The 22,990-nt window shown below is 57.2% G+C and carries 25 protein-coding genes and 1 tRNA gene; 13 read left to right on the plus strand and 13 right to left on the minus strand.

Features of this window, described 5'->3' with window-relative positions; all coding sequences use genetic code 11:
* Positions 1–36: 36 nt before the first annotated feature.
* Positions 37–417 carry a hypothetical protein gene (locus ACVW0B_RS01505; protein ID WP_011433618.1) on the minus strand — a complete coding sequence of 127 codons (381 nt, stop codon included), beginning with the start codon at positions 415–417 and terminating at the stop codon, positions 37–39.
* 475 nt (positions 418–892) lie between these two features.
* Here ACVW0B_RS01505 and ACVW0B_RS01510 point away from each other — a divergent pair, with 475 nt between their 5' ends.
* On the plus strand, positions 893–1,612 hold the full coding sequence (locus tag ACVW0B_RS01510) for a response regulator transcription factor (RefSeq protein ID WP_011433617.1): 720 nt from the start codon (positions 893–895) through the stop codon (positions 1,610–1,612).
* 359 nt (positions 1,613–1,971) lie between these two features.
* On the opposite strand, the gene ACVW0B_RS01515 is transcribed toward ACVW0B_RS01510, so the two are convergent.
* Positions 1,972–2,850, minus strand: a complete 879-nt coding sequence (locus ACVW0B_RS01515) for an ABC transporter ATP-binding protein (RefSeq protein WP_457490772.1) — start codon at positions 2,848–2,850, stop codon at positions 1,972–1,974.
* A 423-nt stretch (positions 2,851–3,273) separates the two neighbouring features.
* Between ACVW0B_RS01515 and ACVW0B_RS01520 the strand changes: the two genes are divergently transcribed.
* The 3 genes from ACVW0B_RS01520 (at position 3,274) to ACVW0B_RS01530 (ending at position 5,458) form a co-directional block, all read left to right on the plus strand.
* The gene (locus tag ACVW0B_RS01520; protein WP_414357373.1) at positions 3,274–3,552 is read left to right on the plus strand and encodes a hypothetical protein; all 279 of its coding nucleotides are present in this window, start codon (positions 3,274–3,276) and stop codon (positions 3,550–3,552) included.
* A gap of 61 nt (positions 3,553–3,613) precedes the next feature.
* The gene (locus ACVW0B_RS01525; protein ID WP_457490773.1) at positions 3,614–5,134 is read left to right on the plus strand and encodes a TM0106 family RecB-like putative nuclease; all 1,521 of its coding nucleotides are present in this window, start codon (positions 3,614–3,616) and stop codon (positions 5,132–5,134) included.
* 90 nt (positions 5,135–5,224) lie between these two features.
* The gene (locus ACVW0B_RS01530; protein WP_457490774.1) at positions 5,225–5,458 is read left to right on the plus strand and encodes a hypothetical protein; all 234 of its coding nucleotides are present in this window, start codon (positions 5,225–5,227) and stop codon (positions 5,456–5,458) included.
* A gap of 193 nt (positions 5,459–5,651) precedes the next feature.
* Here the strand turns inward: ACVW0B_RS01530 and ACVW0B_RS01535 are convergent.
* The 3 genes from ACVW0B_RS01535 to ACVW0B_RS01545 form a co-directional block, all read right to left on the minus strand.
* Positions 5,652–5,725, minus strand: a tRNA-Pro gene (locus tag ACVW0B_RS01535).
* A gap of 98 nt (positions 5,726–5,823) precedes the next feature.
* Positions 5,824–6,237 (minus strand): NfeD family protein, encoded by a 414-nt coding sequence (locus ACVW0B_RS01540; protein WP_011433612.1) that lies wholly within the window; start codon positions 6,235–6,237, stop codon positions 5,824–5,826.
* A gap of 90 nt (positions 6,238–6,327) precedes the next feature.
* The gene (locus ACVW0B_RS01545; protein ID WP_011433611.1) at positions 6,328–6,567 is read right to left on the minus strand and encodes a hypothetical protein; all 240 of its coding nucleotides are present in this window, start codon (positions 6,565–6,567) and stop codon (positions 6,328–6,330) included.
* A 139-nt stretch (positions 6,568–6,706) separates the two neighbouring features.
* Between ACVW0B_RS01545 and ACVW0B_RS01550 the strand changes: the two genes are divergently transcribed.
* Positions 6,707–6,901, plus strand: coding sequence for a hypothetical protein (locus tag ACVW0B_RS01550; protein WP_011433610.1), 195 nt, complete (start codon positions 6,707–6,709; stop codon positions 6,899–6,901).
* On the opposite strand, the gene ACVW0B_RS01555 is transcribed toward ACVW0B_RS01550, so the two are convergent.
* From ACVW0B_RS01555 to ACVW0B_RS01565, 3 genes are all read right to left on the minus strand, one after another.
* The gene (locus ACVW0B_RS01555; protein ID WP_457490775.1) at positions 6,898–7,959 is read right to left on the minus strand and encodes an SAM-dependent methyltransferase; all 1,062 of its coding nucleotides are present in this window, start codon (positions 7,957–7,959) and stop codon (positions 6,898–6,900) included. The two genes, ACVW0B_RS01550 and ACVW0B_RS01555, sit on opposite strands and share 4 nt — an antisense overlap.
* Positions 7,956–8,558 carry a 3-isopropylmalate dehydratase small subunit gene (gene leuD, locus ACVW0B_RS01560; protein ID WP_457490776.1) on the minus strand — a complete coding sequence of 201 codons (603 nt, stop codon included), beginning with the start codon at positions 8,556–8,558 and terminating at the stop codon, positions 7,956–7,958. The genes ACVW0B_RS01555 and leuD overlap by 4 nt, the downstream gene beginning before the upstream one ends.
* Positions 8,559–8,665: 107 nt before the next feature.
* A complete protein-coding gene (locus ACVW0B_RS01565) occupies positions 8,666–8,992 on the minus strand; it encodes a phasin family protein (protein WP_011433607.1) in 327 nt (108 codons plus the stop codon).
* Positions 8,993–9,034: 42 nt separating this feature from the next.
* Between ACVW0B_RS01565 and ACVW0B_RS01570 the strand changes: the two genes are divergently transcribed.
* The gene (locus ACVW0B_RS01570; protein WP_457490777.1) at positions 9,035–9,373 is read left to right on the plus strand and encodes a hypothetical protein; all 339 of its coding nucleotides are present in this window, start codon (positions 9,035–9,037) and stop codon (positions 9,371–9,373) included.
* Entirely contained in the window at positions 9,370–9,846 is a 477-nt protein-coding gene (locus ACVW0B_RS01575; RefSeq protein WP_457490778.1) for an urease accessory protein UreE, read from the plus strand. The genes ACVW0B_RS01570 and ACVW0B_RS01575 overlap by 4 nt, the downstream gene beginning before the upstream one ends.
* A 44-nt stretch (positions 9,847–9,890) precedes the next feature.
* On the opposite strand, the gene ACVW0B_RS01580 is transcribed toward ACVW0B_RS01575, so the two are convergent.
* Both ACVW0B_RS01580 and ACVW0B_RS01585 read right to left on the minus strand, forming a co-directional pair.
* Positions 9,891–10,595 carry a Uma2 family endonuclease gene (locus ACVW0B_RS01580; RefSeq protein WP_457490779.1) on the minus strand — a complete coding sequence of 235 codons (705 nt, stop codon included), beginning with the start codon at positions 10,593–10,595 and terminating at the stop codon, positions 9,891–9,893.
* 177 nt (positions 10,596–10,772) lie between these two features.
* Positions 10,773–12,701: a prolyl oligopeptidase family serine peptidase gene (locus tag ACVW0B_RS01585; RefSeq protein ID WP_457490780.1), complete on the minus strand. Its 1,929-nt coding sequence runs from the start codon at positions 12,699–12,701 to the stop codon at positions 10,773–10,775.
* Between the two features lie 384 nt (positions 12,702–13,085).
* On the opposite strand from ACVW0B_RS01585, the gene urtA reads away from it, so the two are divergent.
* The 6 genes from urtA to mnmH all read left to right on the plus strand — a co-directional run bounded on the left by urtA (position 13,086) and on the right by mnmH (position 19,855).
* Positions 13,086–14,360, plus strand: a complete 1,275-nt coding sequence (urtA, locus tag ACVW0B_RS01590; RefSeq protein ID WP_011430744.1) for an urea ABC transporter substrate-binding protein — start codon at positions 13,086–13,088, stop codon at positions 14,358–14,360.
* Positions 14,361–14,464: 104 nt separating this feature from the next.
* Complete coding sequence (locus tag ACVW0B_RS01595) at positions 14,465–15,622, plus strand: ABC transporter permease (RefSeq protein WP_457490781.1); 1,158 nt, start codon at positions 14,465–14,467, stop codon at positions 15,620–15,622.
* 3 nt (positions 15,623–15,625) lie between these two features.
* The gene (gene urtC / locus ACVW0B_RS01600) at positions 15,626–16,834 is read left to right on the plus strand and encodes an urea ABC transporter permease subunit UrtC (protein ID WP_457411233.1); all 1,209 of its coding nucleotides are present in this window, start codon (positions 15,626–15,628) and stop codon (positions 16,832–16,834) included.
* 170 nt (positions 16,835–17,004) lie between these two features.
* Complete coding sequence (gene urtD / locus ACVW0B_RS01605) at positions 17,005–17,772, plus strand: urea ABC transporter ATP-binding protein UrtD (RefSeq protein ID WP_414374659.1); 768 nt, start codon at positions 17,005–17,007, stop codon at positions 17,770–17,772.
* A 34-nt stretch (positions 17,773–17,806) separates the two neighbouring features.
* On the plus strand, positions 17,807–18,571 hold the full coding sequence (gene urtE / locus ACVW0B_RS01610) for an urea ABC transporter ATP-binding subunit UrtE (RefSeq protein ID WP_457466168.1): 765 nt from the start codon (positions 17,807–17,809) through the stop codon (positions 18,569–18,571).
* A gap of 219 nt (positions 18,572–18,790) precedes the next feature.
* Complete coding sequence (gene mnmH, locus ACVW0B_RS01615; protein WP_457490782.1) at positions 18,791–19,855, plus strand: tRNA 2-selenouridine(34) synthase MnmH; 1,065 nt, start codon at positions 18,791–18,793, stop codon at positions 19,853–19,855.
* On the opposite strand, the gene ACVW0B_RS01620 is transcribed toward mnmH, so the two are convergent.
* From ACVW0B_RS01620 to ACVW0B_RS01630, 3 genes are all read right to left on the minus strand, one after another.
* Complete coding sequence (locus ACVW0B_RS01620; RefSeq protein WP_457490783.1) at positions 19,848–20,651, minus strand: M55 family metallopeptidase; 804 nt, start codon at positions 20,649–20,651, stop codon at positions 19,848–19,850. The two genes, mnmH and ACVW0B_RS01620, sit on opposite strands and share 8 nt — an antisense overlap.
* A 192-nt stretch (positions 20,652–20,843) precedes the next feature.
* The gene (locus ACVW0B_RS01625) at positions 20,844–21,878 is read right to left on the minus strand and encodes an amidohydrolase family protein (protein ID WP_414357521.1); all 1,035 of its coding nucleotides are present in this window, start codon (positions 21,876–21,878) and stop codon (positions 20,844–20,846) included.
* 127 nt (positions 21,879–22,005) lie between these two features.
* Positions 22,006–22,884 (minus strand): isoaspartyl peptidase/L-asparaginase, encoded by an 879-nt coding sequence (locus tag ACVW0B_RS01630; protein WP_457490784.1) that lies wholly within the window; start codon positions 22,882–22,884, stop codon positions 22,006–22,008.
* Positions 22,885–22,990 lie beyond the last annotated feature (106 nt).

Raw genomic sequence — 22,990 nt, forward strand, 5'->3', positions numbered from 1 at the left:
GCGACCCCAGAGGGCAAGGGCGTCGGAGATTAGCTTCTACTTATTGGTGTTGGTGAACTTATTCTGCCAGTCGGTCGTCAAAATCTCTCGGCCAAATACCCATCCTGCCAGAAGGAGGGGCAATGCCAAGCCCAGAAAGCCAAAAAGACTGACCACCTGAGCCACTTGCCGCTGGGCTTGTTTTCTCCTGGGATCCGGGATGTTGTTGGCAGCCAGCACCACTTTAGAACAAAAAGCCACCACCACCGCCCCCACCGGCCCCAAAACCAAAGAGGGCCACAGCCAAGCCGCCACTTGCGAGAATGCGTAGGCTCCGGTGAATGGGATAATCACGAAACAAGCCAGCTCCAGGATCCCCCACGTGAAGAGGGCCAACCAGACATCTTTGCGGAAGACTTCATCGGGATTGGTGTACATAAGCCTCCGGGATAAACCGCCACCTGCCACACTAAAGCGAGACTTTGAGACAGGAACAGCAGCGTCACAGCTTCCAGATTAACTCCAGGTGCTAAGGATCTTGCTTGACGGATCCTCCTTACGCTACTTTTCCCCTTGGGCAACTCAGTAAGATAATGCCCAAGATTCTTGGATAAGCCTCCGTTAATTTGGAGAGAAGGGCAGCCTTGACAAGGATGAACTCCCCCTGTGACCCCATACGTAAAGACTTGAAATAAGATTTAGGTGTTCAATAACTCATGAATCACCTGCGTTTGTTGCCCTTTCCAGCCGAGGTTGGGGTCAAGCTTGCCCTGTTGAGAGGGCTCTTTATTCACCCGCGAGCCGAGGGCCCATCGCCTCTGCACGATTGTTGCCCATGAGCTGCCGAAGGGATCCCCGCACCCCAACGCCCTGCAACCTTGTCTCCTGCTGACTTCGAGAGTGCCAAGCTGCCATGTCACGCATCCTCATCATCGATGATGATCCCAGCATTTGTGCTCTACTGCAGCGGTACTTGCAGCGGCAGGGGTATTCGGTTGAGGTGGCGATGACGGGGGCCGAGGGCTTACAGCAGTTGCGCGCTTTTCAGCCGGCCTTGGTAATTTTGGATCTGAACTTGCCGGATGTGAGCGGCTACGATCTCTGCCAGCAAATGCAAAAAGAGACCGGCGTGTACGTGTTGATGTTGACCAGCCGCGTCAGCCCTGCTGATAAGTTGCACGGATTCCAGTTGGGGGCAGATGACTACCTGACCAAGCCCTTCAGCCTGCCGGAGTTACAGGCGCGAGTGCAAGCCATTCTGCGGCGGCAACGCATGAAGACCGAAGTTGCCAGCGCACCGGTCTTGACCTTTGCCTCTTTGGTAATCGACCCGGAAACCCGAGCAGTCATCCGCGAGCAGCGCCTGATCAACTTAACAGCACTGGAGTTCGATTTGCTCTATGCTATGGCTCGACATCCGGGGCGGGTTTGGCGACGGGCTGAGCTGATTCAAGAGGTGTGGGATTTTAACCACGAGGGAGATGAACGGGTGGTCGATGTCCACATCGGCCAAATTCGCAAGAAACTAGAGACTGATACCAGCCAACCGGAGTTGATCCGCACCGTGCGTGGAGTTGGCTACAAGTTTGAGCCCCCCGCTCCGAAGGAGGGATGGGGAGAGGAAAAACCTTAACCCCCAAATAACTCTGATACACTTACGCTGAACACTGCTGAACATCACTGTTCAACTATGCAGCGATAGCATTCTGTTTGTTTCCATTCGCGTTAGCGGGACGGAGTCCAAACAGAATGGCGGTATCCCGCAAAGCTTTGAGTAGAATACCCAAAGCGCAGTTTCCGTGTCGTCTTACTACCAATTTTCTGCTTTGCTTTGGCTACCATGTTGGCAGACTCGAAAGTAAACAGAAAGATCAACTGGTAGTAATCCGTACTGAACATATTATACATTATTTTCAGTATAGTTGAGCTTATTATTGACTAGAGTCATGCTCCCCTCTTCACGTTGGGAGAGGGGCCAGGGGTGAGGGCCCGTTAATCCAAGCGGCGGCCTGTCAAACGCACAAAAATGTCTTCTAAGTTGGCCGGGCGCACCATGAGGCCGGTTTTGTCAGGTTCAGCTTCCAACTGCCGCTGAGCTTCCGCCAAGCTGGGGAAAAAGGTGTACTCCACCTCCCGGCCAGGACAGGAGCGCACCAACAGAGCCTCTCCGTACTTAGCCCGCAATTGCTCGGTGCTGCCCAACTCGATCAACCTTCCCCCATCCATGATGCCGATGCGGTCGCACAGCTCTTCTGCCTCCTCCATGTAGTGGGTGGTAATCAGCAAGGTCATGCCCTGCCGATTGAGATCCCGCAAGATCTCCCACAACAGCCGCCGCGCCTGGGGATCCAACCCGACGGTGGGCTCGTCCAAAAACAAAATCTGGGGGCGATGCAGTAACGCCCTGGCCACCTGCAAGCGTCGTTTCATTCCCCCTGAGAGGGTTTTCACTTTGTCTTGCCGGCGATCCGCCAGCCGCACATACTCCAGCCATTCATCGATGCGCCGTTGCCGCTCTGGGTTGGAAATGTGGTGCATGCGGGCATGAAACTCCAGGCTTTCCCAAACGGTCAGCTCTGCCTCTAGGGTGATGGGCTGCAACACTACCCCAATCTGCCGCCGCACCGACACGGGATCCCGCACCACATCGTAGCCCCCCACCTGGATGGATCCCTGGCTGGGTCGGGTAAGGCTGGTGAGCATGCGAATGGTGGTGGATTTCCCGGCTCCGTTGGGCCCCAACAGGGCAAACACTTCCCCCTGCGGGATCTGCAGGCTCAAATCCTGAACGGCAACCTGCTGCCCAAAGCGTTTCCACACCCCCTGCATTTCCACCGCCACCGTCTTGGTTTGGGGCAAGGTTGGGGCCATCGAAAGAGCTGTCACAGTCCGCTCCGGTAAAGTGTAAAGAAATCTTTATTCTCCAGCATACGCCAGCCGTGTCAGCAAGCTGCAGGTCTTATCAGGGATCCCTGCTGCTGGCAGCAGTCTGGGTTGTCTCTTGAGCTTTTGCGTGGCTGTGATCTCGTTCCCTGTGGTTTTTCTCCAAGCTCTGCAAAATAGTATACATTGCATCTGAAGGGTGAGTTACGTCCGCAGGGCAGGGCGTGATCGTACGGCAGATAGGGGAAGTTGTGCTAAATGGCTAGTGCTGTATTTGTACCTATGGGTAACAATAGAGACACAAGCTTGAGCGGTCTGGCTGTCAGACTGGGGCTTTCTTCTCAGTGAAGCGACCTCCCTCAGCGCCCACCGATACCCTCTACTAACCAATCTGAATCTGATCTGGGCAAAATGCAGAGCAAAGACCGGTTCGACCAAATTGACTTCCGGCTGGATCGCCTGGTTGGGGCTGTGTTGACCTTGGCCGAGACCGTCAGCTTCGTCAAGGATGACCTGACCCATCTGAAAGCCATTGTTCAACAACAGGTGCTGATATCCCAGGAGCACAACACCTGGCTGGGAGAGTTAAAGACGATATGTCAACAGCAAGCCGATACAGCTCGTCGCCAATCTGAGACGATTGAGCGCATTATTGCCCATCTCCTGCCCACTCAGGATCCCAAGTCTTGAGGGATCCCAAAGGCAGCCTGGGGGCGTGCCACAATGGCAGCAGAGCTGAGGTTGTCCGCCGTTGGAGTGCCAGGTTGCAGCAGCAGGACAGGGTTCTGTTGAGGCTGAGGAGCTGCTTGCTTTCTTTCGTTGCCGACGCTTGCCTTACCTGGATCGCTTTGGCCCTCAAGAGGCCAAGCTGCCGCCGGACAACCTGCTGGAGCAATGGCGGCGGGATCGCCAAGCCCTGGCAGCCGCTGTGTTTGAGCAATTCCCCGGAGAACGGGTTGCGCCGGGCAATGAAGCTCTCTTGGCAGCCATGGCCGACGGGGCGGAGCGGATCTACGGCGGACGGATTGCCGCAGAGCTGGTTTGGGAGTCAGAAGAGGATGCCCAATTTCATTCCGTTTGGGTGAGCAGCTCCCTGGATCTGCTGATTCGGGATCCCGCTCTCGTTGGCAGAAGTCGCCACGCCGCCCGATCCTCTTACCTGCCGGTTCATATTCGTATCGGCAAACGCCCCAAACCGGAATACGAATTGTTGCTGGCTTTGCAGGCAGAGTTGCTCGGATCCCTGCAGGGAAACGTTCCCAAGCGGGGCATTTTGATCCTGAAAGATGGGAAGTGGCACCCCGTCCACCTGAGCCGCCGACGAGCACAGGTGCGGCAATTGCTGCAGGAGTATCTGCACTCCCTCAACCAGCCGGAACCACCGCAGGTGTTCATGGCCCGCAGCCGCTGCCATCTTTGCCACTGGCGGGAGCATTGTCGCCAGTTGAACGCCGCCGCTCAACCCCTCAGCCTGCTGCCGGGCGTAACGGGATCCCGCTATCCCCTTTTGCAAGAGGCGGGGATCCACTCGATTGAAGCCCTGGCTAACGCTCAGTTGGACAGGTTGCAAGCCATTCCCAAGTTGGGATCCGGCGTGGCCCTGCAACTGCAGCTGCAAGCCCGTGCCACCCTCAGCCGGCAGCCTCTCTGGATTCAATCCCCCCCGGAAACCCTGCCCACCACACCCGTAGAGCTGTACTTCGATATCGAGGCGGATCCCCGCCACAACGTCGCCTATCTGCTGGGCCTGCTGGTGGTGGAGCAAGCCGAGGGGAAAAAGGTTGCGAGCTATCACAGTTGCCTGGCCGCCGAGCCGCGGGAAGAAAGGCAAGCTTGGGAGCAATTCTTGCAACTGGCACAACGCTATCCTGACGCTCCCATCTACCACTTTCACGGCTTTGAAGTGCAGACCTGCCGACGGCTGGGGGAGCAATACCGCACGGATCCCCGACAGCTGCGGCAGTTGTTGCAGCGCTTTGTGGATTTACAGGCCTGGGTGCAACGCTCGGTGGTGTTACCGATTGAGAGCTATTCCCTGAAAAACATCGCCCGCTGGTTGGGGTTTCAATGGCGTCTGCCGGATGCCAATGGCGCCCAGTCCATTTACTGGTATAGCCAATGGCTGGAAACTCGGGAGCGCAGATATTTGGAGCACTCGCTCATCTACAACGAGGATGATTGTCGAGCTACCCATCGGCTAAAAGACTGGTTGTCCCAAAGTGGAGTTCTCCATCCGAATGAGTTGACGAAGGTGGTCTGTCCCCAGCCATGAATGCCGCAGCTTGCGCCGCCAGTCTTGTGGCCAGTTGCTGAGGTTTCGTTTAGAATCAGGCAGGACTGTTTAGTTTATCAGGGGAATCCCATGCTGTTGAAATCTCATGAATCTCCTCGCCATCAGGGCAGAAACCGTCGCGGTCGTGGGGGATCGGCACGCAAGCGCCAACTGGACAAGCGGAACCGCGCCTTGATGCAACGATTACGACAACGAGAGCAAGCTCTCAACTCTCGATCTTCTCGGCAGGGGCAAGTTAACCCTGCCTTTTTTGTGCTTGCTTCTCCTTGGCCTGGCCACGAGGGATCCCGCTTGGCTGCCTGATCCGCCCATTTCTTTCATGGCATCGAAGAATCGAAGAGTTTGCTTCTTGCGCCTTCAAGACAAAGACTGCGCCTCCACCAATAGACGCCCGCTTTAGCAGTTAGCAACATCAATGGGAAGATTTTGGGGCCCTGGATAAGCGCGAAGCTATCGGCCAAGAACGCGAATGGCTCTGTTCTTGGTGCAGGCAGGATCGGGATGACAGGATTTGAACCTGCGGCCCTCTGCTCCCAAAGCAGATGCGCTACCAAGCTGCGCTACATCCCGGCTTAGCTTTTGTGATTATGCCAGATCCCCGCCTCCGATGCACACCCAAGCAGGGATCCCTCGCTCAAGGCAACAAGGGAAACAAACATTTGTCCAGGTCAGGACTTGAGCATCTTGGCCGGCATGACAATGAGGGTATTTCCCTGTCGCTCCACCACGTAGAGCTCCTGTCCGGCTTGGATTTCCAGGTTGGGAATGCTGCACTTGGCGTTCCAGGTGGAACCCAGATAAGAAACCCGCCCCCGTTCGCCTGGGGGAATGGGGGTGATTGCCCGCGCCTCGCGAGATTCCTCTACCTGAACCGATCCATGGGGCACCAGACGGCGGCTGAGGATAATCAACACCACCGATGCCCCAATCCAGCTGGCAAATTGTACCCAGATCGGCAGCCCCAAATAAGCCAAAAGCCCCGCCAAGAGCGCCGCCAGCCCCACCGAGCTGGCAACCAATTCTGGCAAAAACAATTCGGCAGAAATTAGGACTAACCCGATGATGATCCAAGGCCAAACCATAGAATCCAGGGATCCCACCTAACTCAGTATGGCTCAAAACCCCTGGATCCTCAGCAGGGATCCCTTGTCCTTAGGGAGACTGGTTGGGGCTTACCCGCCCAAGCGGTAATTCTCCAAAAACTGCAGGGGATCCATCTCTTCCTGAGGGGAGCTTTTGGGCAGGTTCTTGGATTCGGCGATCCGCATCAAGGTCTCCCAGTCGGTGCTCATGACAAAGGCCACGGCTTGGCGAGCCGCCTCTCGGTGGGGGCAGTCCTCTCCCAAGACACAGCCATCTCGACAGAGGGTGGCGCAATCGTGCGCAGTGCTCCTGGGATCCGGGCCAGCCATGATGTCTTCCTCTCGGTGGGTTTCACGTTTTCTTTAGGATACCTGAAGAGAATCTTGCGCTTGCAGGAGATTTGGGTCAGGGCGGGTAGCTTGGATGAGGAGATGAGGCGACAAGACCTGTTCAAGCAAGAGGAGCCTTATGGAGTTTTCGCAATTGCAAGCGCTGGTGGATCGAGCGCTGGAAGACAAAAAGCTCACCCGCACAGAGGTGGATCAAATCGTCAACGCCATCCGGTCGGACGGCAAAATCTCCCCCGAAGAGATAGGCTTGCTGGAGTCCATTCGCGAAATGGTGCTCCGTCGGGAGATTCAGGTGGTGGAAACGGCAGATTAAGGGGCAGGGATCCCCTGTTGCAAGTAGAGGGTGACTTCGCTGCGATTGTGAAACAGGTGGCGGGCTCTCACCAGGGGGAAGGCACTACCCAAAATCTCCAGACTTTGCCGCAGCACCCGCAGGCGGTGTTGGCGAGGTAACTTCAGGGTCATCACAGCTCTCCCCTGTGGCTGCAGATGGGGGGCAAAAGCCACCATCAGGCGGGCAGAAGCCGGGCCATCCATCCGCATGTCGTTGAGGATGAGGTGAAACCGGCCTGGGCCACGGGCCAAGTAGGCTTGGGCGCTGAGGCGATGGTGGCAGATCCCCGGATCTTGGCTGAGGCGCTCGTGCAAGTCCCCCGGATCCACTGCTGTGACCTGCTGGCCATATAGACGCAAAATGCGCGACCATCCCCCCGGTGCTGCCCCCAGATCCAGAGCCTGTCCCCCCGGCACCAAGGGAATCTGAAACACCTGGATGGCCTCCAGCAGCTTAAACTCGGAGCGGCTGATTTGCTCTGGATCCCGCCGAAAGCGATGGATCCCACCGGCCCAGTTGGAGAGGTTCTGGGCAGCCAAGGATAGGCCCAGCCAAGCGCGAATGCCCATCGGTTGAGCCAGGATCACCACCGAGATCACCTGCTGTGGGTCTTTGACCTCCAGGGGGGATCCCACCGCTGCCATCACCTGTTCTGCCAAGGTTTCATTGACCTGGAAGGGCTTGAGAGCCGGCTCTCCAAACAGGCGCGTCTGAACCGAAAAGCTGAGGGTGGGGTCAATGGCTGCCAACATTTCCCCATCAAGGCGCAATTCAACTAAGGATCCCTCGGCCAGCCGCCGTTCTTGGTGAATGGGGCAGATGTGGCGCAAAAAAATGGGCGGGTCAGCTTGCCAAGCCCCAGCCAGGTCGGCAAATGAGCGTTGGCTGCATACCCACACCAAGCCAGGTGCTTCCTTTAGCCGCTGCACGGCAGCCTCTGGATCCGCAGCTTCTATCTCCCGGATCGCCAAATCCAGAAAATCTGGGTCAGCACTGCCCAGCCATGTATGGGTATCAGGGGGGAGAGGATGGCTCAACGGGCTCGCTGCCAACGCACGTAGGGTAAAGAAGCGGCTACTTGCTGAATCTGGGCTTGGGCGGCCAGCAGTTGTCCTGTGGCGTCCCAGGTGCCCTGCACCAGCATTTGCCAGGCTCCCTGGGGGATCTCCACAGCAGCGGTATTTGCCTCCCAGCGCACCTGTTTGTTGGGCAGATCCAGCGTCAACTGGAGCTGGGGATTTTCCGCCACCGCCTTCTGCAGGGCTTGAATCACAGCCGGGGGTGCCGTAACACAAGGGATCCCTAGAGCCAAGCAGTTGCCGAAGAAGATCTCGGCAAAGCTTTCGCCAATGAGGGCGCGGATCCCCCATTTGGCCAGCGCTTGGGGGGCATGCTCCCGGCTGGAGCCACAGCCAAAATTGGCATTGACCACGAGGATCTGGGCTCCCTGGTACTGGGGTTGATCGAAGGGGTGTTGGCCGGGATCCTGGGCGCGGTCGTCGGCAAACACGTGCTGGCCCAAGCCGTCGAAGGTGACGCACTTCAAAAAGCGGGCCGGGATAATCCGATCGGTGTCGATGTCGTTGCCCAGCAGGGGGATCCCTCGGCCTGTGATGGTCAAAACTTCGCTTGACATGGGAACTTGATGAATTCTCCCAGAGAGGACTTCAGGGTATCGCAACGTTCGGCAAAACCCTGCCCAACGGCAAAGGAAAGCCGGCAAAAGGGGAAGGCTCAGCTCGGCTACCGGCGGTAAACCTGATTTTCCAAATTGCGCACCTGCCGCTCCAGCCGATCCAGCCGCCCCCGCAGCTCGTCCATTTCCGATTGGCGGGGCACGCCCAGATCCTGCAGGACGTTGCGCACCTGCCGCTGAACGTAGGATTCAAAGTTACTCTGCTCGGCCTTCACCTGGTTGAGCAGGTTGTTGATGACATTGGATGCCTCTTCTGGGTTGAGCTGCCCCTTCTGCACCAAGTCGTCGGCAGCCTTTCTCAACTGTTCTGCCAGCAGAGTGGTTGTGCCCACGCCCATTAGCAAGAGCTGACGTAAGATACTGTTGTTGTCCAATGCTGCCCTCCAAAGGACACTTCGCGAACGGTACGGGCCTCCATGACTACCCATTTTCCTCAGTTTGCCCTCAACTTCGCAACCGGCTCGGCCAGTTTCTCCCTTTCGCCTGAGGCGGCACAACAATGGCACAAGGCTCTGCAAATCCTCTTGGAGCGGCTCAAGATCCGTTCCCGACAGCAGCCTCAGGAGCCGGTTGAGTTTCGTTACCCTACTGAAGATTTCAGCTTGGAGATGTTCTGCAACCCCAACATCTGGGTCGGCCCCCACGCAGCCAAGGTGCTGGTGACTCTGAAAACCAAGGTGCTGCGCCTTTCCACCGAAGTGGAGTTCTCTCGCCTTCAAGAAGACCTCAGCCAATATCTGGAGTCCCTAACATGAGCGAAGATGCCCATGCTGCGGGAGAGGAGCCCGCGGCCATTACGGTGACGCAACTGCTGGACGAGCCGTCAGAGGGGATCCCCGGCCAATTGGAAGTGGTTTCCCTCACTTGGCACGACCGTCAGCGATCCCGGCAACGGCTGGTGAGCGACCGGGGCACCGAGATCCAGTTGATGCTGCCTCGGGGCACCCATCTTCACGATGGGGATCTGCTCTATGCGGATGCGCAGCGACACATTCGGGTCAAAGCCCAACCCGAACCGGTGCTCTTGATTCAACCGGAAAACCCAATCCAGATGGGCCAGGTGATGCATCAACTGGGCAATTGGCACCGCCCGGCCTATGTTTCCCCCCAAGGGCAGATCCTGGCGCTGGCCGATGATCCCCTGCAGGACTGGCTCGCCCACATGGGGATCCCGTTTCGGTTGGAGATGGATGTCTTCGAGCCCAACCTGTTGGCCCACAGCCATTAACGGGGGTTTTTATTGATCGAAAAGCTGTCCCTCAAGCCCCTGGCCTAAGCCCCACCTTCTGCTCCTCGGGCTGCCAACTGCGCTGCAAACTCCCGGTGTTCCTCCGAATCGATTCCCCTTTGCAGCACACTCAAAACCTGCTGCATGTTGCCGGTCAGCAGCGCGTCCACGGCTAACCACAACCCCGGAAATACCCGACTGTGCAAAACACCCAGCTCATTGGGCTGCTGCTGCACGTACTCGCCACTCTGGAAGATATACCAGCGAAAGGCTTGCTCTTGGGTTAGCCAGACCAGATATTCCCGCACGCCGTTGCGCCGGTAGGCCCGCAGCTTATCATGCAGGTCGTAGGAAGCTGTGCTGGCGGCAATCTCCACAATCAGCTCCGGTGCACCCTCAATGTAGTCATCCTCGCTAATGCGGGACTGTCCCCCACAAGATTCGTGCATCCGCAATATGGCATCTGGCTGCGGCTCATTGTCCAAGTCCAGGCGAACGGTTGGATTGCCCGCCGACTCAACCCCCGGCGTTGCTGCTTCATAAACTCCCAGCCAGGCCATGATGTGGCTGTGTGGTCTGCCACGTCGGCGATATCTGAGGGGAGATGCCACGTAAACAATTCCCTCAATCAGCTCGGCTTTTTTGAGCTGAGGCATGGCTTGATAGCGCCGTTCAAACTCATCGCGGGTGAGACGATCGCCGCTTTCTAAGATGGGCAGTTCACGGAAGGAAGGGCTACTGACGCTCATGACCAGCTCTCTTACCAGCAGTCGCGACAGTGTTGCGGAGCAATATCGATGAATCCATCCGGGTTGGCTGGTAAGTCCATCATAGAGGGGCTGCTCTGTCGCGACAGCGTTGTGGAGCAACAATGGGCCATAGATGGGACGGGATCCCTTTCTATTCGACCCATTGAGCAGTCATCATCAGGTGTCCAAGTTCTCGATCCGAACCGGCTCAAGAGGTTCTGCCAGCGGAAACCCCAGAACCTGGGCATAAAAGTAAAGCTCTGCCTCCAAGGCCCGTTTGATGTTGGCCGCCTGGCGAAAGCCGTGTTGCTCTCCCTCGAAGGGCACATAGGCCACTGGGATCCCTTTGGCCCGTAGGGCTGCCACCATCCTCTCCGCCTGATTGGGGGGCACGATGGCGTCTTCCAACCCTTGGAAGAAGATAACCGGACAATTGAGGCCCTCCAGGTGATGAATGGGGGAACGCTCCCGGTAGAGATCCCGCCGCTCTGGGTAGGGGCCAATGAGGCTGTCCAAGTAGCGAGACTCGAACTTGTGGGTCTCCTGGGCTAGGGCTTCCAGATCGCTCACCCCGTAGTAGCTGGCACCTGCTCGGAAGACGGCGTGGAAGGTCAAGGCCGCCAACGTGGTATAGCCGCCAGCGCTGCCCCCTTGAATGAGCAGCCGTTCCCCATCCACCTTGCCCTGTTCTGCCAAAAATTGGGATCCGGCGATGCAATCTTCCACATCTACCAGGCCCCACCGGCCTTTGAGAGCATCCCGATAGGCCCGTCCGTAGCCGCTGCTGCCCCGGTAGTTCACATCCAAAACGGCAATCCCCCGACTGGTCCAGTATTGGATCCCCAGGTTGAGCACGGCTGCCGTCGCCCCGGTGGGCCCGCCGTGGCTTTTCACCAGCAGGGGTGGCTTTTCGCCAGCAGGGGCAACAAAGTCTCGGTTTTTGGGGGGATAGAAGAAGGCGTAGGCCACTTCCTTGCCGCCACCGGTGGGAAAAACAATGGGCTCTGGGATCGACAGATAGTCGGGATCCACCGCCACGCTGCTGGAACGGGCCACCACCTCCACTTGGCTGGAGGGTAAGTCTAGGCAGACCAAGGCAGTGGCTTCCGTCGGGGATCCGGCCAGGAAAGCGGCTTTTTCCCCACTCACCTGCAAACCGCTGATCTGGGTGTAGGGCAAGGGGATCCCTGCCAACTGTCCTGAATGGGGATCCAGATAAGCCAGATGAGACAGCCCGTCTTGTTCATAACAGGCCAGGATGCGCCCATCGCCACAGAAGCCGTAGGTGCTCAGGCCGAACACCCACTGGGGTTCTCCAAACTCTGCTTCCATAGGACAGAGGGGAAGGGATCCCTGGGGATCCCAGCGATAGAGGTTCCACCAGCCGCTGCGATCCGAAACAAAGTAGAGATCCCCCTCCGGTGACCACTGGGGCTGGAAGATCGACTCGGCAGGGCCACCGGCTAGCTTTTGGGGCTCTCCTAGAGTGCCATCTGCTGCCACCTCTGCTCGCCACAGTTCCGTCCCATCCCAGGGCATCTGGGGGTGATCCCAGGTCAGCCATACCAAGGTCTGGCCGTCTGGACTGAGGCGCGGGCTGGCGTAGAAGTCGTGCCCAGAAGCCAAAATCTGCTGGGATCCACTTGCTAAGTCAATCGAGACAAGGCTGTTTTCCGGCTCTCCCTGGCGGCTGTGATCTTCCCGCACACAGAGGATGCGTCCACGCGCCCGATCCACCACCCCGTCGGCGTAGCGATAGGGGCCTGCTTCCGTCAGGGGCTGGGGATCTGAACCCGGCAGCAGGCGGTAGAGCCGTTGGTCAGCGAAGTTGCAAAAATACACTACCCCTGCCGACACCCAATAAGCTCCACCCCCATACTCATGCACTCGTGTCCGCACATTGAAAGGTGCCGGTGTCAGCTCCACCAGGATCCCGTCGGCAGAGCGCCGCATCAACACATTGCGCCCTTTTTCTTGCGGGCGGCCCTCCGTCCAGTAGAGATCCCCCTGATCCCAAGCCATCTGTCCCAAGCGCAGGGATCCCGTCACCACCAGGTCAGCGGTAATCGGGGATCGCCAAGATCCATAGCCGGCCTGTTGCACCATAAGCTGTTAACTCTCAACTAATTCTCGACCCCAGAACCCCTATTATGCCGGCAGCAAGGGATCCCTGCCTTTGCCTACAGCCTGTGGGGAAAGGGCTCGGATTCTGGGAAAAGGTATCCCGCGATACAATTCTCTCCGGGCCGAATGGGTTTGATGGAACACGTTAAGGCAACAGGGATGCACAACGCTTTCTCGACTGCAGGATTAGCCTTTTCCTCTGTTGATGTTGGGAAGGCATTCGGTGAAAGCCTCAGCTGAGCGCAGTTGGGCAAATTTAACACATGGGCGAGGTGATGAGCTAAGTGCTTCCCCCCGTTGGCCGGGCTGCTGCAACAACTGGACTTCTTAACACCCTTTGCACTCACTTCGTTTCGGAGATCACCGATGGCTCTATCATTTAATCGTCGTCAAGTGCTGAAAATGGGCGCTCTGGCCGGAGCCGGGGCTGCCCTAGGGCCGCAGATCTGGGTGAAGCGATCCGTGCCCGCCTACGCCCAGGGAGAGACCATCCGCGTTGGCATTTTGCACTCCCTTAGCGGCACCATGGCCATTTCAGAAACCAGCGTGGTGGATGCGGAAAAGCTGGCTATCAAAGAGATCAATGCCGCCGGTGGGGTTTTGGGCAAGCAGATCGAGCCGATTATCGAGGACGGGGCTTCCGATTGGCCAACCTTTGCCGAGAAAGCCACCAAATTGATCGATGTGGACAAGGTGGCAACGGTGTTTGGATGCTGGACTTCGGCCAGTCGCAAAGCCGTGTTGCCGGTGTTTGAATCCAAGCAGCACCTGCTCTGGTATCCCGTGCAGTACGAAGGACAAGAGTGCTCCAAAAACATCTTCTACACCGGCGCTGCCCCCAACCAGCAGATCGAGCCTTCGGTGGAATGGCTGCTCAAGAACAAGGGCAAAGAGTTCTTCCTGGTGGGATCCGACTACGTGTTCCCCCGCACGGCCAACACCATCATCAAGGCCCAGTTGGAAGCCCTGGGGGGCAAAGTGGTGGGTGAAGACTATCTGCCTTTGGGCAGCACAGAAGTTACCCCCATCATCAGCAAGATCCGGGCCGCTCTTCCCAATGGCGGTGTGATCTACAACAGCTTGAACGGCGACAGCAACGTGGCCTTTTTCAAACAACTGGAAGGGGCAGGGCTGGGGCCAGATCGCTATCCTTCCATGTCCGTCAGCATTGCTGAAGAAGAGGTACAGGCCATCGGCCCCGAATTCTTGGAAGGGCACTTCGCCGCCTGGAACTACTTTATGACGGTGGATACGCCTGCCAACAAGAAGTTTGTGGAAGCTTTCAAGGCAGAATACGGCCAAAACCGCGTCACCAACGACCCGATGGAAGCCGCCTACATCATGGTTTACATCTGGAAGCAGGCAGTGGAAAAAGCGGGAACAGTGGAAATCGACGCCGTGCGGCAGGCAGCCTATGGCCAGACCTTTGATGCCCCAGAAGGCTTGGTAACCATGAACACCAATCACCACCTGACCAAGTATGTGCGGATCGGCCAGGTGCGCTCTGACGGTTTGTTTGATGTCATCTTTTCTACGGATGCCGTGGAGCCGCAGCCCTGGAACCAGTTTGTGGCAGAGACCAAGGGCTTTGCCTGCGATTGGTCAGATCCGGCCAAGGGCGGTCGCTACAAAGTCAGCTAGTCCTGGCCAGGGCTGGGATCCCTTGCCGTTTGGATAGGGTCGGGGATCCCGCCTAGATGCTCGGTTAGCCTCCCTAGTTTAGTTGGAAGGAGGATTCCCTGCCCATGACCTTGCTCCTGGACAGCTTGTTCAACGGCATTAGCATTGGCACCGTCTTGCTAATAGCCGCCTTGGGCTTGGCCATTGTTTTCGGCCTCATGGGGGTCATCAACATGGCCCATGGGGAGCTGATGATGTTGGGGGCCTACACCACTTTTGTGGTTCAAAATGCCTTTCGTCCCCTAGGGGATCCCTGGCGGGATCTGTACATCTTTCCAGCTTTGGTAGCTGCCTTTGCCGTCACGGCTCTGGTGGGACTAGCCCTGGAGCGGGGGGTGATTCGCTTTTTGTATGGCCGACCCTTGGAGACCCTTTTGGCCACCTGGGGCGTGAGCCTGATCCTGCAGCAGTTTGTGCGCAGCGTCAATTGGGTGCTGGCTTTCCGCTTGGGGGCCTTCGCGGTGCTCTTTTTCGGCGGCTGGTGGCTTTTGTCCAGGCGAACGGATTGGCCGCGCCTCAAAGGGTGGACGCTGGCGCTGCTACTGGTGCTTTCCACGGCCATTGCAGCGGTGGGGGGGCGGGTGCTGGCGCAAACCTATGCTTTAGCAGTCACTCAACCCTGGTTTGGAGCCCAGAACAAAGATGTGACCGCTCCCCGTTGGCTGGGGGGTGGGATCCCGGTGGGCAGCCTGTTTTTGCCCAATACCCGCCTGTTTATCATCGCCCTCACTGTCTTCTGCATCCTAGGGCTGTACTTCTTCTTGCAACGCACCCGCTGGGGGCTGCGCATCCGGGCGGTTACCCAAAATCGGGCCATGAGCGCCTGTGTAGGGATCCCTACGCAAAAGGTGGATGCCCTCACCTTTGCCGTCGGCTCGGGTCTGGCGGGAGTGGCCGGCGTAGCGGTCAGCCTGCTGGGATCCGTGGGGCCGAACACCGGCCAAAACTACATCGTGGATACCTTTATGGTGGTCGTCGTGGGGGGTGTCGGTAAGCTTTTGGGCAGCATTGTGGCAGCGCTTGGGATCGGGATTGCCAACTTTGTCATCGGCTCAGGGACGCTGGCTTTGATCTTTTCCAACGTGCCCATCCTGACCGATACCCTCAACTTTTTTGCCACCACGAGCATGGCCAAGGTGATGGTCTTTGCTTTGATCGTGGCCTTTTTGCAGGTGCGACCTCGGGGCCTTTTCCCCGAAAAAGGTCGTATGGTGGATGCCTAGGGAATGATCTCGCTTGGCGAAAACTCTAGGACCAGACTCTCCATCTTCTACTCCCTCACAAAGCCCATGAAACTGGTTCATTCCCCCCGTGCTGATCATGAAGTGGCTGCTCCCGCCGCGGGTGGGGATCCCAATTCTTCTCGCAAGCTTCTGTGGGAGGCCGGGATCCTCATCGTTTTGGTGCTGGCCTTGATCTTTGTGGCCCCAACTGTGCTGTCTGGCTTTCGGCTCAACTTGTTGGGGCGGTTTCTGGCCCTCAGCATTGTAGCTTTGGGGATCGACCTCATCTGGGGCTATACCGGCATGCTCAGTCTGGGACATGGGGTGTTCTTCGCCTTGGGGGGCTACGCTCTGGGGATGCACCTGAAATTGCAATTGCCGGAAGGTCAGATACCGGAGTTTTTCAGCCTCTACGGGGTAACGGAATTGCCCTGGTTTTGGTATCCCTTTTATTCGTTTCCGTTTACGGCTGTTGCTGTGGTCTTGATCCCGGCTTTGGTGGCGGCAGCCCTGGGGTATTTGGTGGTGAGAAATCGCATCCGAGGGGTTTATTTTTCCATTTTAACTCAGGCCACCACGATTATTTTCTTTAACTTCTTCAACGGCCAACAGCGCTTAATTAATGGCACCAACGGCCTGACCAACTTCCAGACTTTGTTTGGCCTAGATGTCAACTCGTCCGAAATGCGCTTTGCTGTCTATGTCACTACAGTTCTGGCGGTGGTTTTGGCTTACCTTCTCTGTCGTTGGCTGACCAGCGGCCTATTCGGTCGGATCCTGGTAGCCATTCGAGATGACGAGCCACGGGTTCGTTTTTCCGGCTACGATCCCACCGGCTTTAAAGTGCTGGTGTTTGCCGTGTCTGCTGCCCTGGCAGGCATTGCCGGAGCTTTGTTTACCTTGCAAACTGGGATCATCTCTCCCAATGCGATGGCCGTTCCCTTTTCCATTGAGATGGTAATCTGGGTGGCGGTGGGCGGTCGGGCCAGTTTGGTGGGGGCGGTGCTGGGGGCTCTGTTGGTTAACTTTGCCAAGAGCTTGCTGAGCGAAAATTTTCCCGAAATTTGGTTGTTTTTCCAAGGGGGATTGTTCCTGCTGGTGGTGCTGGTGTTGCCGGATGGACTGGTGGGTTGGGTGCGCACCCAAGGCAGGCAGCTTTGGGTCACCGTTCAGCTTTGGCGCAGGCGCTTGGCAGATACTTCCCCAGCCTAAATCTGGCTTTCTCTTGAGGATGTCAGTTATGTGCAAGATATAAGTTTAAGGTAAGAGGATCCCATGGGTGAGCCAGCGATGCCAAGTTTCCTCTCCTATTTGATGGGTTTATTTGATGGGTTGAGAATCCGGTTTGACCTTTGGCCTTTCCGTTCTTGGATGTGATCCCTATGCTCACTGCAGCTCCCACCGCCACCCGACAAATTTTACAAACTCAGGATCTCACCGTCAGCTTCGACGGCTTCAAGGCTTTGGACAGGCTGAACTTCTCTCTGGAGGAAGGGGAGCTGCGGGTGGTCATCGGTCCCAATGGGGCGGGTAAGACTACATTTCTCGATGTGCTGACGGGCAAGGTTAAGCCTACTCGAGGCCGGGTGCTGTTTAAAGGAAAAGATCTGACCAAGCTCAAGGAACACGAGATCTCGATTTTGGGTGTTGGGCGCAAGTTTCAGACGCCGCGGGTCTATCAAAACTTGAGCGTGCGAGAAAACTTGGAGCTATCCCTCAACCCTGACAAAAGGGTTTTTTCCACCCTACTTGGCAAAAAGCATCTGCGACAAGAAACGGATGCTCTTTTGGAAACCATTGGCCTCAGCCGTAAGGATCGGGTTCCGGCAGGGCTGCTTTCCCACGGAGAAAAGCAATGGCTGGAGATCGGCATGGTGATTGCTCAAGATCCGGATTTGCTGCTGCTGGATGAATGCGTGGCCGGGATGACGGACAAAGAAACAGAAGCTACAGGAGAGTTAATTCAATCCTTAGCCCAAAGCCACACCATTTTGGTGATCGAACATGACATGGTGTTTGTCCGACAAATTGCCCGCAAGGTTACCGTTTTACACCAAGGCTCGGTGCTGTGCGAAGGTACCTTTGAGGATGTGAAAAACGACCCGCGAGTGATTGAGGTCTATCTCGGATCCCACAAGGGGAAAAACTAAGCAAAGAGGCTATAGTTCTGTATCTAATCGACTCATGCGCAGGCCTATGAATACGGAAAACGCGACCGCAACACAAAACTTATCCCGAGATGGATCCGGGCCTCTCCTGGAGGTCTCCGATTTGAGGGTTTACTACGGTCAGAGTTTAATTGTAAAGGATCTCTCTTTTAAGATCTTTCCCGGCCAAGCGGTCTGCCTTCTGGGCCGCAATGGTATGGGCAAAACCACCACACTTAAAGCCCTGATGGGACTTCTGAAAGACTGCACAGGCAAAATTGCTTTTGAGGGCCGTCCTATCAACCATTACCCTCCCAATTGGCGAGCCCGCGCCGGTATTGGCTATGTACCCCAAGGTCGAGAGATATTTCCCCGCCTAACGGTTGAGGAAAACCTGCTGGTGGGGCTAGAAGCGGCACCGGACAGAGAACGGATCATACCTGAGTTTGTCTATGACCTATTCCCAATTCTGCGTTCTTTTCTTAAACGGCTGGGTGGGGATTTGAGCGGTGGGCAGCAGCAGCAACTGGCCATCGCCAGAGCTTTGGTGGCAGAGCCCAAACTTTTGCTCCTGGATGAGCCTACAGAAGGGATCCAACCCTCCATCATCATCGAGATTGAAGAAGCCATCACCCGTATTCAAAAGGAGCGGGGCGTTTCGGTGTTGCTGGTGGAGCAGTATTTTGAGTTTGCCCAAAGTCTGGCCGATTATTTTTATCTCATGGAGAATGGATCCCTTATCATGGAGGGGCCGACTGACCAAATGGACGAAGAAAAAGTCCGAGCTCACCTTTCTATCTGAGGTGGCACCTGGAGAGCCTGAAAACCTCTATAACTTTTTTGAGAGCGGCAAATGGCATCCTGCATGTTCCAGAGACCTTGCCTAAACTTCTGGAAAAGCGAGAAGTCCACCTGCGAGGGGATAGGCTAGGGTTAGCCCTGGGCTTCCTTGAGCAGCAGCGTTGGCTAAGCTAGAAACTGTTCAAGATTGCGCTAGCTTGCCATTTCCATCCACAGGTTTGTGTCTCCTCCGATTCACTTCACTGCAGAGCCCTGGCTGCACACCTACAGCGAAATTATCGATGTGCGCTCTCCGGCAGAGTTTGCAGAGGATCATTGGCCGGGAGCCATCAACTTGCCTGTACTCTACGATACAGAACGGGCGGAGGTGGGCACGCTCTACAAGCAGGTGGATCCCTTTACAGCCCGCAAACGAGGGGCAAGCTTGGTGGCCCAGAACATCAGTCGCCACTTGCAAACCCATTTTGCCGATAAAGATCGCGATTACCGGCCCCTGATCTACTGCTGGCGGGGAGGGCAGCGCTCTGCCAGCTTGGCATTGGTGTTGTCCCAGGTGGGCTGGCAGGTTACGGTTTTGCAAGGTGGCTACAAAACCTACCGGGCCTGGGTGCGCCGACAGCTGCAGATCTTGCCCCAGGAATTTACCTACCGAGTGCTCTGCGGACCAACAGGGAGCGGCAAAACCCAGTTGCTTCACCATCTGCGCCAACAGGGATCCCAAGTTCTCGATCTGGAAAAGCTGGCCTGTCACCGGGGATCCCTCCTGGGGGCCGAGTGGGGGGTGCCACAGCCCAGTCAGAAGAGCTTTGAAAGTCAACTGGTGCAGGTTTTTCTCCAGTGGGATCCCGCCAAGCCAGTCTGGGTGGAGGCTGAGAGTGCCAAAGTGGGCCAGCTCCATCTGCCGCCTGCCCTTTGGCAAGCCCTTACCCAAGCCGACTGTGTCGAAGTGCAGTTGCCTCTAGAGGAGCGGGTGAAGGGGTTAATCGCCCACTATCCCCACTGGATTGCTCACCCCCAAGCGCTAAAGGGGAAATTGCTGCCTCTGAAGTCCCGTCTTGGCCAGGGCCGCTTGCAGCGTTGGTTTGAGCTGATCGACGCCCAAGACTGGCCGCAGTTTGTGCAGGAGTTGCTGGAGCAGCACTACGACCCTACCTATCGACACGGGCTGCAGCAAAACTTCAATCGCCTTCGGGCCCGGATTGAGCTGTCTGACCTTTCCGAGACCAGCCTCAGGGAAGCTGCTGCTCGCCTCATCCAGATGCCGCTTGGATCCCTGGCTAGGTGAGCACGATAAACTCCAAAGCCCGCAACACCTCAAACCACTCGGAAACTTCCAGCCGAACCGTGGAATCGGCAATCCACCGGCAGCCGGGATAAAAAGACTTGCGGTAGGCCCGAGCGGGATCCTTGTAGTCCACTTCCAATTGAAAGTGATCCGGCAGTGGGCGAGGACGGCAGGCCGGCAGCCGCCTCAGGGATCCCTCTACACCTTGGCGGATGGCCCGCAAAACTTGCTGCGGATGTGGTGTAATGACCGACTGGCCTATCCCTTTGTGGGTGACCACCGTCTCGATGTGGGCGTCATAAGCTTTCGCTGCGGCACACACCTCCGCATCTCCGGCTACAAACACAACTGGGACTCCCTCATAGGCAGCCGTGAGGCTGACCAGGTGAAACTCGGCGATGGCCTGGCCGTTCAGCCGGATTTGGCTAACTTCGGTGGTGTAGGTGTGGGCGAGGGGGTTGGCAGCAGATCCGGCGCGGGCATGATAGCCGATTAGGAGCAGGGCATCGTAACTGCGATCCAACTCTTGCACCATACAGTAGGGGTGGCCGCTCCAGCCGCGGATGAGTTGCACCGGCTCCGGCAACCGTTCGGGGATGAGGTTCCGCCCGGAGTCATGGGCATCTTTGACTGTGATCTGCGTGGCTCCGGCAGCCAGGGATCCCTCACAAGCCGCGATCACTGCTCGGGTCATCTGCTCTCGGAATGCCTCGTAACCCGGCTGGCCGATGGTGGCCTCATCCCAATGGCTGATGCCGGCGATCCCTTCAATATCGGCACTGATATAGACCTTCATGCTTGGCTCAGTAGACTCAGCATTGGATTCTGTTGGGCTTCATCCACCCTCGGATGCCGCTCAACATCGCTCTGGGCAAGGGATCCAAGCCGTTATTTCCCTTGCGAAAGCTGCCCCTGTCTCTGTTACGGATCCCTTCCCTATTCTCAAGAAGCTCGGATGAAGAATAAAGACTCCGTCCCGCTGAGGGGATCAGAGAGCCACCAAAGAAGCAGATACCCCCTGCTGTAACTCCGACAACAATGAGGCCGGACGCCCCTTATAGGGCCAGGCAAAAGCGTGACGAAAGGCTGCTTCCTGGCAGTGTTTGAGCTGCTCGAAATCGATAATGTCGTGGGTTAGCAGGTTTTCGTACTCAAACGGCAGGCGTACATTGTGCAAGCCGGCGTTGTCGGTGCAGATGGCGATATCCACCCCCGCCTCAAAGCAGCGGTCAAAGACAATCTTGAGGGGCTCCAAACTGGGCAGGGTTCCCGTTTTTAGATAGGTGGTGGGACAAACTTCTAGGCATTGTCCTCGCCGTGCCAGCTCCGGCAGCAATTCTGGATAGTGGAGGGGGATCTGAATGCCGTGGCCGATCCGCGAGACATAGGGCAGCAACTGTGGGTAGCAGCCATCCAAAGTTTCGTACAGGTGGGCAGTGGTTTTCAGGCCCCGGGCCAGCGCATACTTGAACAGCTCAATCCACTCGTCCATCCGTTCGCCGTAGGGCTTGTCTCCTCCGGCCAGGTCGATGGCACACACATACTCCGACTCGGCGGCAGCTTCCACCATGGCTCGGTTGATGTGGCTGGGCAAGCGCGAGTGCAAACAGACGATCTGGGTGGTGACGATGGGATACTCCCGCTGCTGGCTGGCTTGTCCTACCGTCTCGATCACCTGGCGCATCTGCTTGAGGCGCTCCGCCTCATCCAGGCTGGGATCCGTGCGCAGGTAGGGGGTGTAGCGAATCTCTAGGTAGGCCAGATCCTCAAAGATGTAGGCTCCCCGCAGCAGGCGGTAGATAAAATAGGGCAGGGTTTCCAGGGTCTGCACCTGTTCCACCAGCGTGTGCAGCTCCAGGTAATCCTCGAGGGTGTTGCGCGGGCGGGTGTAGAACTCCTCAAACTCGGCATAGGTGGGAAAGCGCTCTGCCAAAGGGGATCCCTGGCGGTGAAAATAGCGCCACAGAATTCGGGGGACAACCGAACCGCCCAAATGACGGTGCAACTCCGCGTGAAGTGCCATAAACGCTCTACAGTGGCCCGCCAGGGGGCAGACTTGGTTTGTTTAAGTACTATTTCTACTCTTATCCTACTCTTATCCAACCGCCTCAGGCTTGTCCAGGTCTAATCCCGCAAGCCCGGCTAGAAGTTTAGATCGTCAAGCCGATCCCCTGCCCATCGTGATAGGCGGCCAGCAGTAGGTCGGTGGTGGTATCCCAAGCAATCTCGCCCGAGCGCGATAGAGCAATGGCCCCAAAGGAGCGGCGACGTTGGCGGGCCTCTTGAAAAGACTTGGCCATGGCAGCCTTCAGGCTGAGGCCATCTTCCACTCGAATCACAATCCGCGCCGCCAAGCTCTCATCCAAAATATCTTCCCCAACACCGGTGCAACTGACTCCCGCCACCGCACTGGCATAGGTTCCCGCCGGAGTGGCCGAATCGCTCACCCGCCCCACCCGTTCGAACCCCCGCCCGCCGGTGGAGGTGCCGGCACAGATTTGCCCCCGTTGATCCAGGGCCACCGCCCCCACCGTGCCCATGGCCAGAGCAGTGAGAACCCTGGTCGGGGGATGGGTTTGACGCAACTGCACCCACTCTTGAACCCGCTTGAGAGTGGCCGGATCATAGACCGGCAACTTCAGCTCCCGCGCCAGCTCTGCTGCCCCTTGTTCGGCCACCACGCGATCCGGGCTTGATTGCAGAGCCTGGGCCATGAGGATGGGATGCTGAACTCGGCTGACGTTGATCACCCCGCTAAAAGACTGGGTGGCCCCGTTCATGAGAGCGGCGCTCATGCGGATTTGCCCATCCGATTGCAAGACCGACCCCGTCCCGGCATTGTAGAGCGGATCATCCTCCAGCAACTGGCAGGCATGCATCACCGCCGCCTCGGCACTCTGCCCAGCCAACAGCAGCTCGTAGGTGCTCTCCACCACCTGCTGCAGGGATCCCCTCACTTTTTCCAGGCTGCTTTCCCCTTCCAGGGCGCTGCCGGCTCCGCCGTGGATGATCAGTTTGGGCTGAGGCATGATGAGATCGGTTACCTTGTGAGAACAGTGGAAGACTATATTTTGATTTTCGGGTACAACATCCACCCATGCATCTGCTCCATCCCAGGGATCCCAACGCAAAGGG

Source organism: Thermostichus sp. MS-CIW-23, assembly GCF_054059455.1.

Excerpts from the sequence above, each read along its gene's own strand:
- ACVW0B_RS01515 (WP_457490772.1), bottom strand. The coding sequence starts at position 2,850 with ATGGCCCCAACCTTGCCCCAAACCAAGACGGTGGCGGTGGAAATGCAG.
- ACVW0B_RS01540 (WP_011433612.1), bottom strand. The coding sequence starts at position 6,237 with ATGGTTTGGCCTTGGATCATCATCGGGTTAGTCCTAATTTCTGCCGAA.
- ACVW0B_RS01505 (WP_011433618.1), bottom strand. The coding sequence starts at position 417 with ATGTACACCAATCCCGATGAAGTCTTCCGCAAAGATGTCTGGTTGGCC.
- ACVW0B_RS01530 (WP_457490774.1), top strand. The coding sequence starts at position 5,225 with ATGCTGTTGAAATCTCATGAATCTCCTCGCCATCAGGGCAGAAACCGT.
- urtD (WP_414374659.1), top strand. The coding sequence starts at position 17,005 with ATGCTCACTGCAGCTCCCACCGCCACCCGACAAATTTTACAAACTCAG.
- urtE (WP_457466168.1), top strand. The coding sequence starts at position 17,807 with ATGCGCAGGCCTATGAATACGGAAAACGCGACCGCAACACAAAACTTA.
- ACVW0B_RS01620 (WP_457490783.1), bottom strand. The coding sequence starts at position 20,651 with ATGAAGGTCTATATCAGTGCCGATATTGAAGGGATCGCCGGCATCAGC.
- ACVW0B_RS01595 (WP_457490781.1), top strand. The coding sequence starts at position 14,465 with ATGACCTTGCTCCTGGACAGCTTGTTCAACGGCATTAGCATTGGCACC.
- ACVW0B_RS01630 (WP_457490784.1), bottom strand. The coding sequence starts at position 22,884 with ATGCCTCAGCCCAAACTGATCATCCACGGCGGAGCCGGCAGCGCCCTG.
- ACVW0B_RS01520 (WP_414357373.1), top strand. The coding sequence starts at position 3,274 with ATGCAGAGCAAAGACCGGTTCGACCAAATTGACTTCCGGCTGGATCGC.
- urtC (WP_457411233.1), top strand. The coding sequence starts at position 15,626 with ATGATCTCGCTTGGCGAAAACTCTAGGACCAGACTCTCCATCTTCTAC.
- ACVW0B_RS01580 (WP_457490779.1), bottom strand. The coding sequence starts at position 10,595 with ATGAGCGTCAGTAGCCCTTCCTTCCGTGAACTGCCCATCTTAGAAAGC.
- ACVW0B_RS01625 (WP_414357521.1), bottom strand. The coding sequence starts at position 21,878 with ATGGCACTTCACGCGGAGTTGCACCGTCATTTGGGCGGTTCGGTTGTC.
- ACVW0B_RS01545 (WP_011433611.1), bottom strand. The coding sequence starts at position 6,567 with ATGGCTGGCCCGGATCCCAGGAGCACTGCGCACGATTGCGCCACCCTC.
- urtA (WP_011430744.1), top strand. The coding sequence starts at position 13,086 with ATGGCTCTATCATTTAATCGTCGTCAAGTGCTGAAAATGGGCGCTCTG.
- leuD (WP_457490776.1), bottom strand. The coding sequence starts at position 8,558 with ATGTCAAGCGAAGTTTTGACCATCACAGGCCGAGGGATCCCCCTGCTG.
- ACVW0B_RS01550 (WP_011433610.1), top strand. The coding sequence starts at position 6,707 with ATGGAGTTTTCGCAATTGCAAGCGCTGGTGGATCGAGCGCTGGAAGAC.
- ACVW0B_RS01570 (WP_457490777.1), top strand. The coding sequence starts at position 9,035 with ATGACTACCCATTTTCCTCAGTTTGCCCTCAACTTCGCAACCGGCTCG.
- ACVW0B_RS01575 (WP_457490778.1), top strand. The coding sequence starts at position 9,370 with ATGAGCGAAGATGCCCATGCTGCGGGAGAGGAGCCCGCGGCCATTACG.
- ACVW0B_RS01585 (WP_457490780.1), bottom strand. The coding sequence starts at position 12,701 with ATGGTGCAACAGGCCGGCTATGGATCTTGGCGATCCCCGATTACCGCT.
- ACVW0B_RS01510 (WP_011433617.1), top strand. The coding sequence starts at position 893 with ATGTCACGCATCCTCATCATCGATGATGATCCCAGCATTTGTGCTCTA.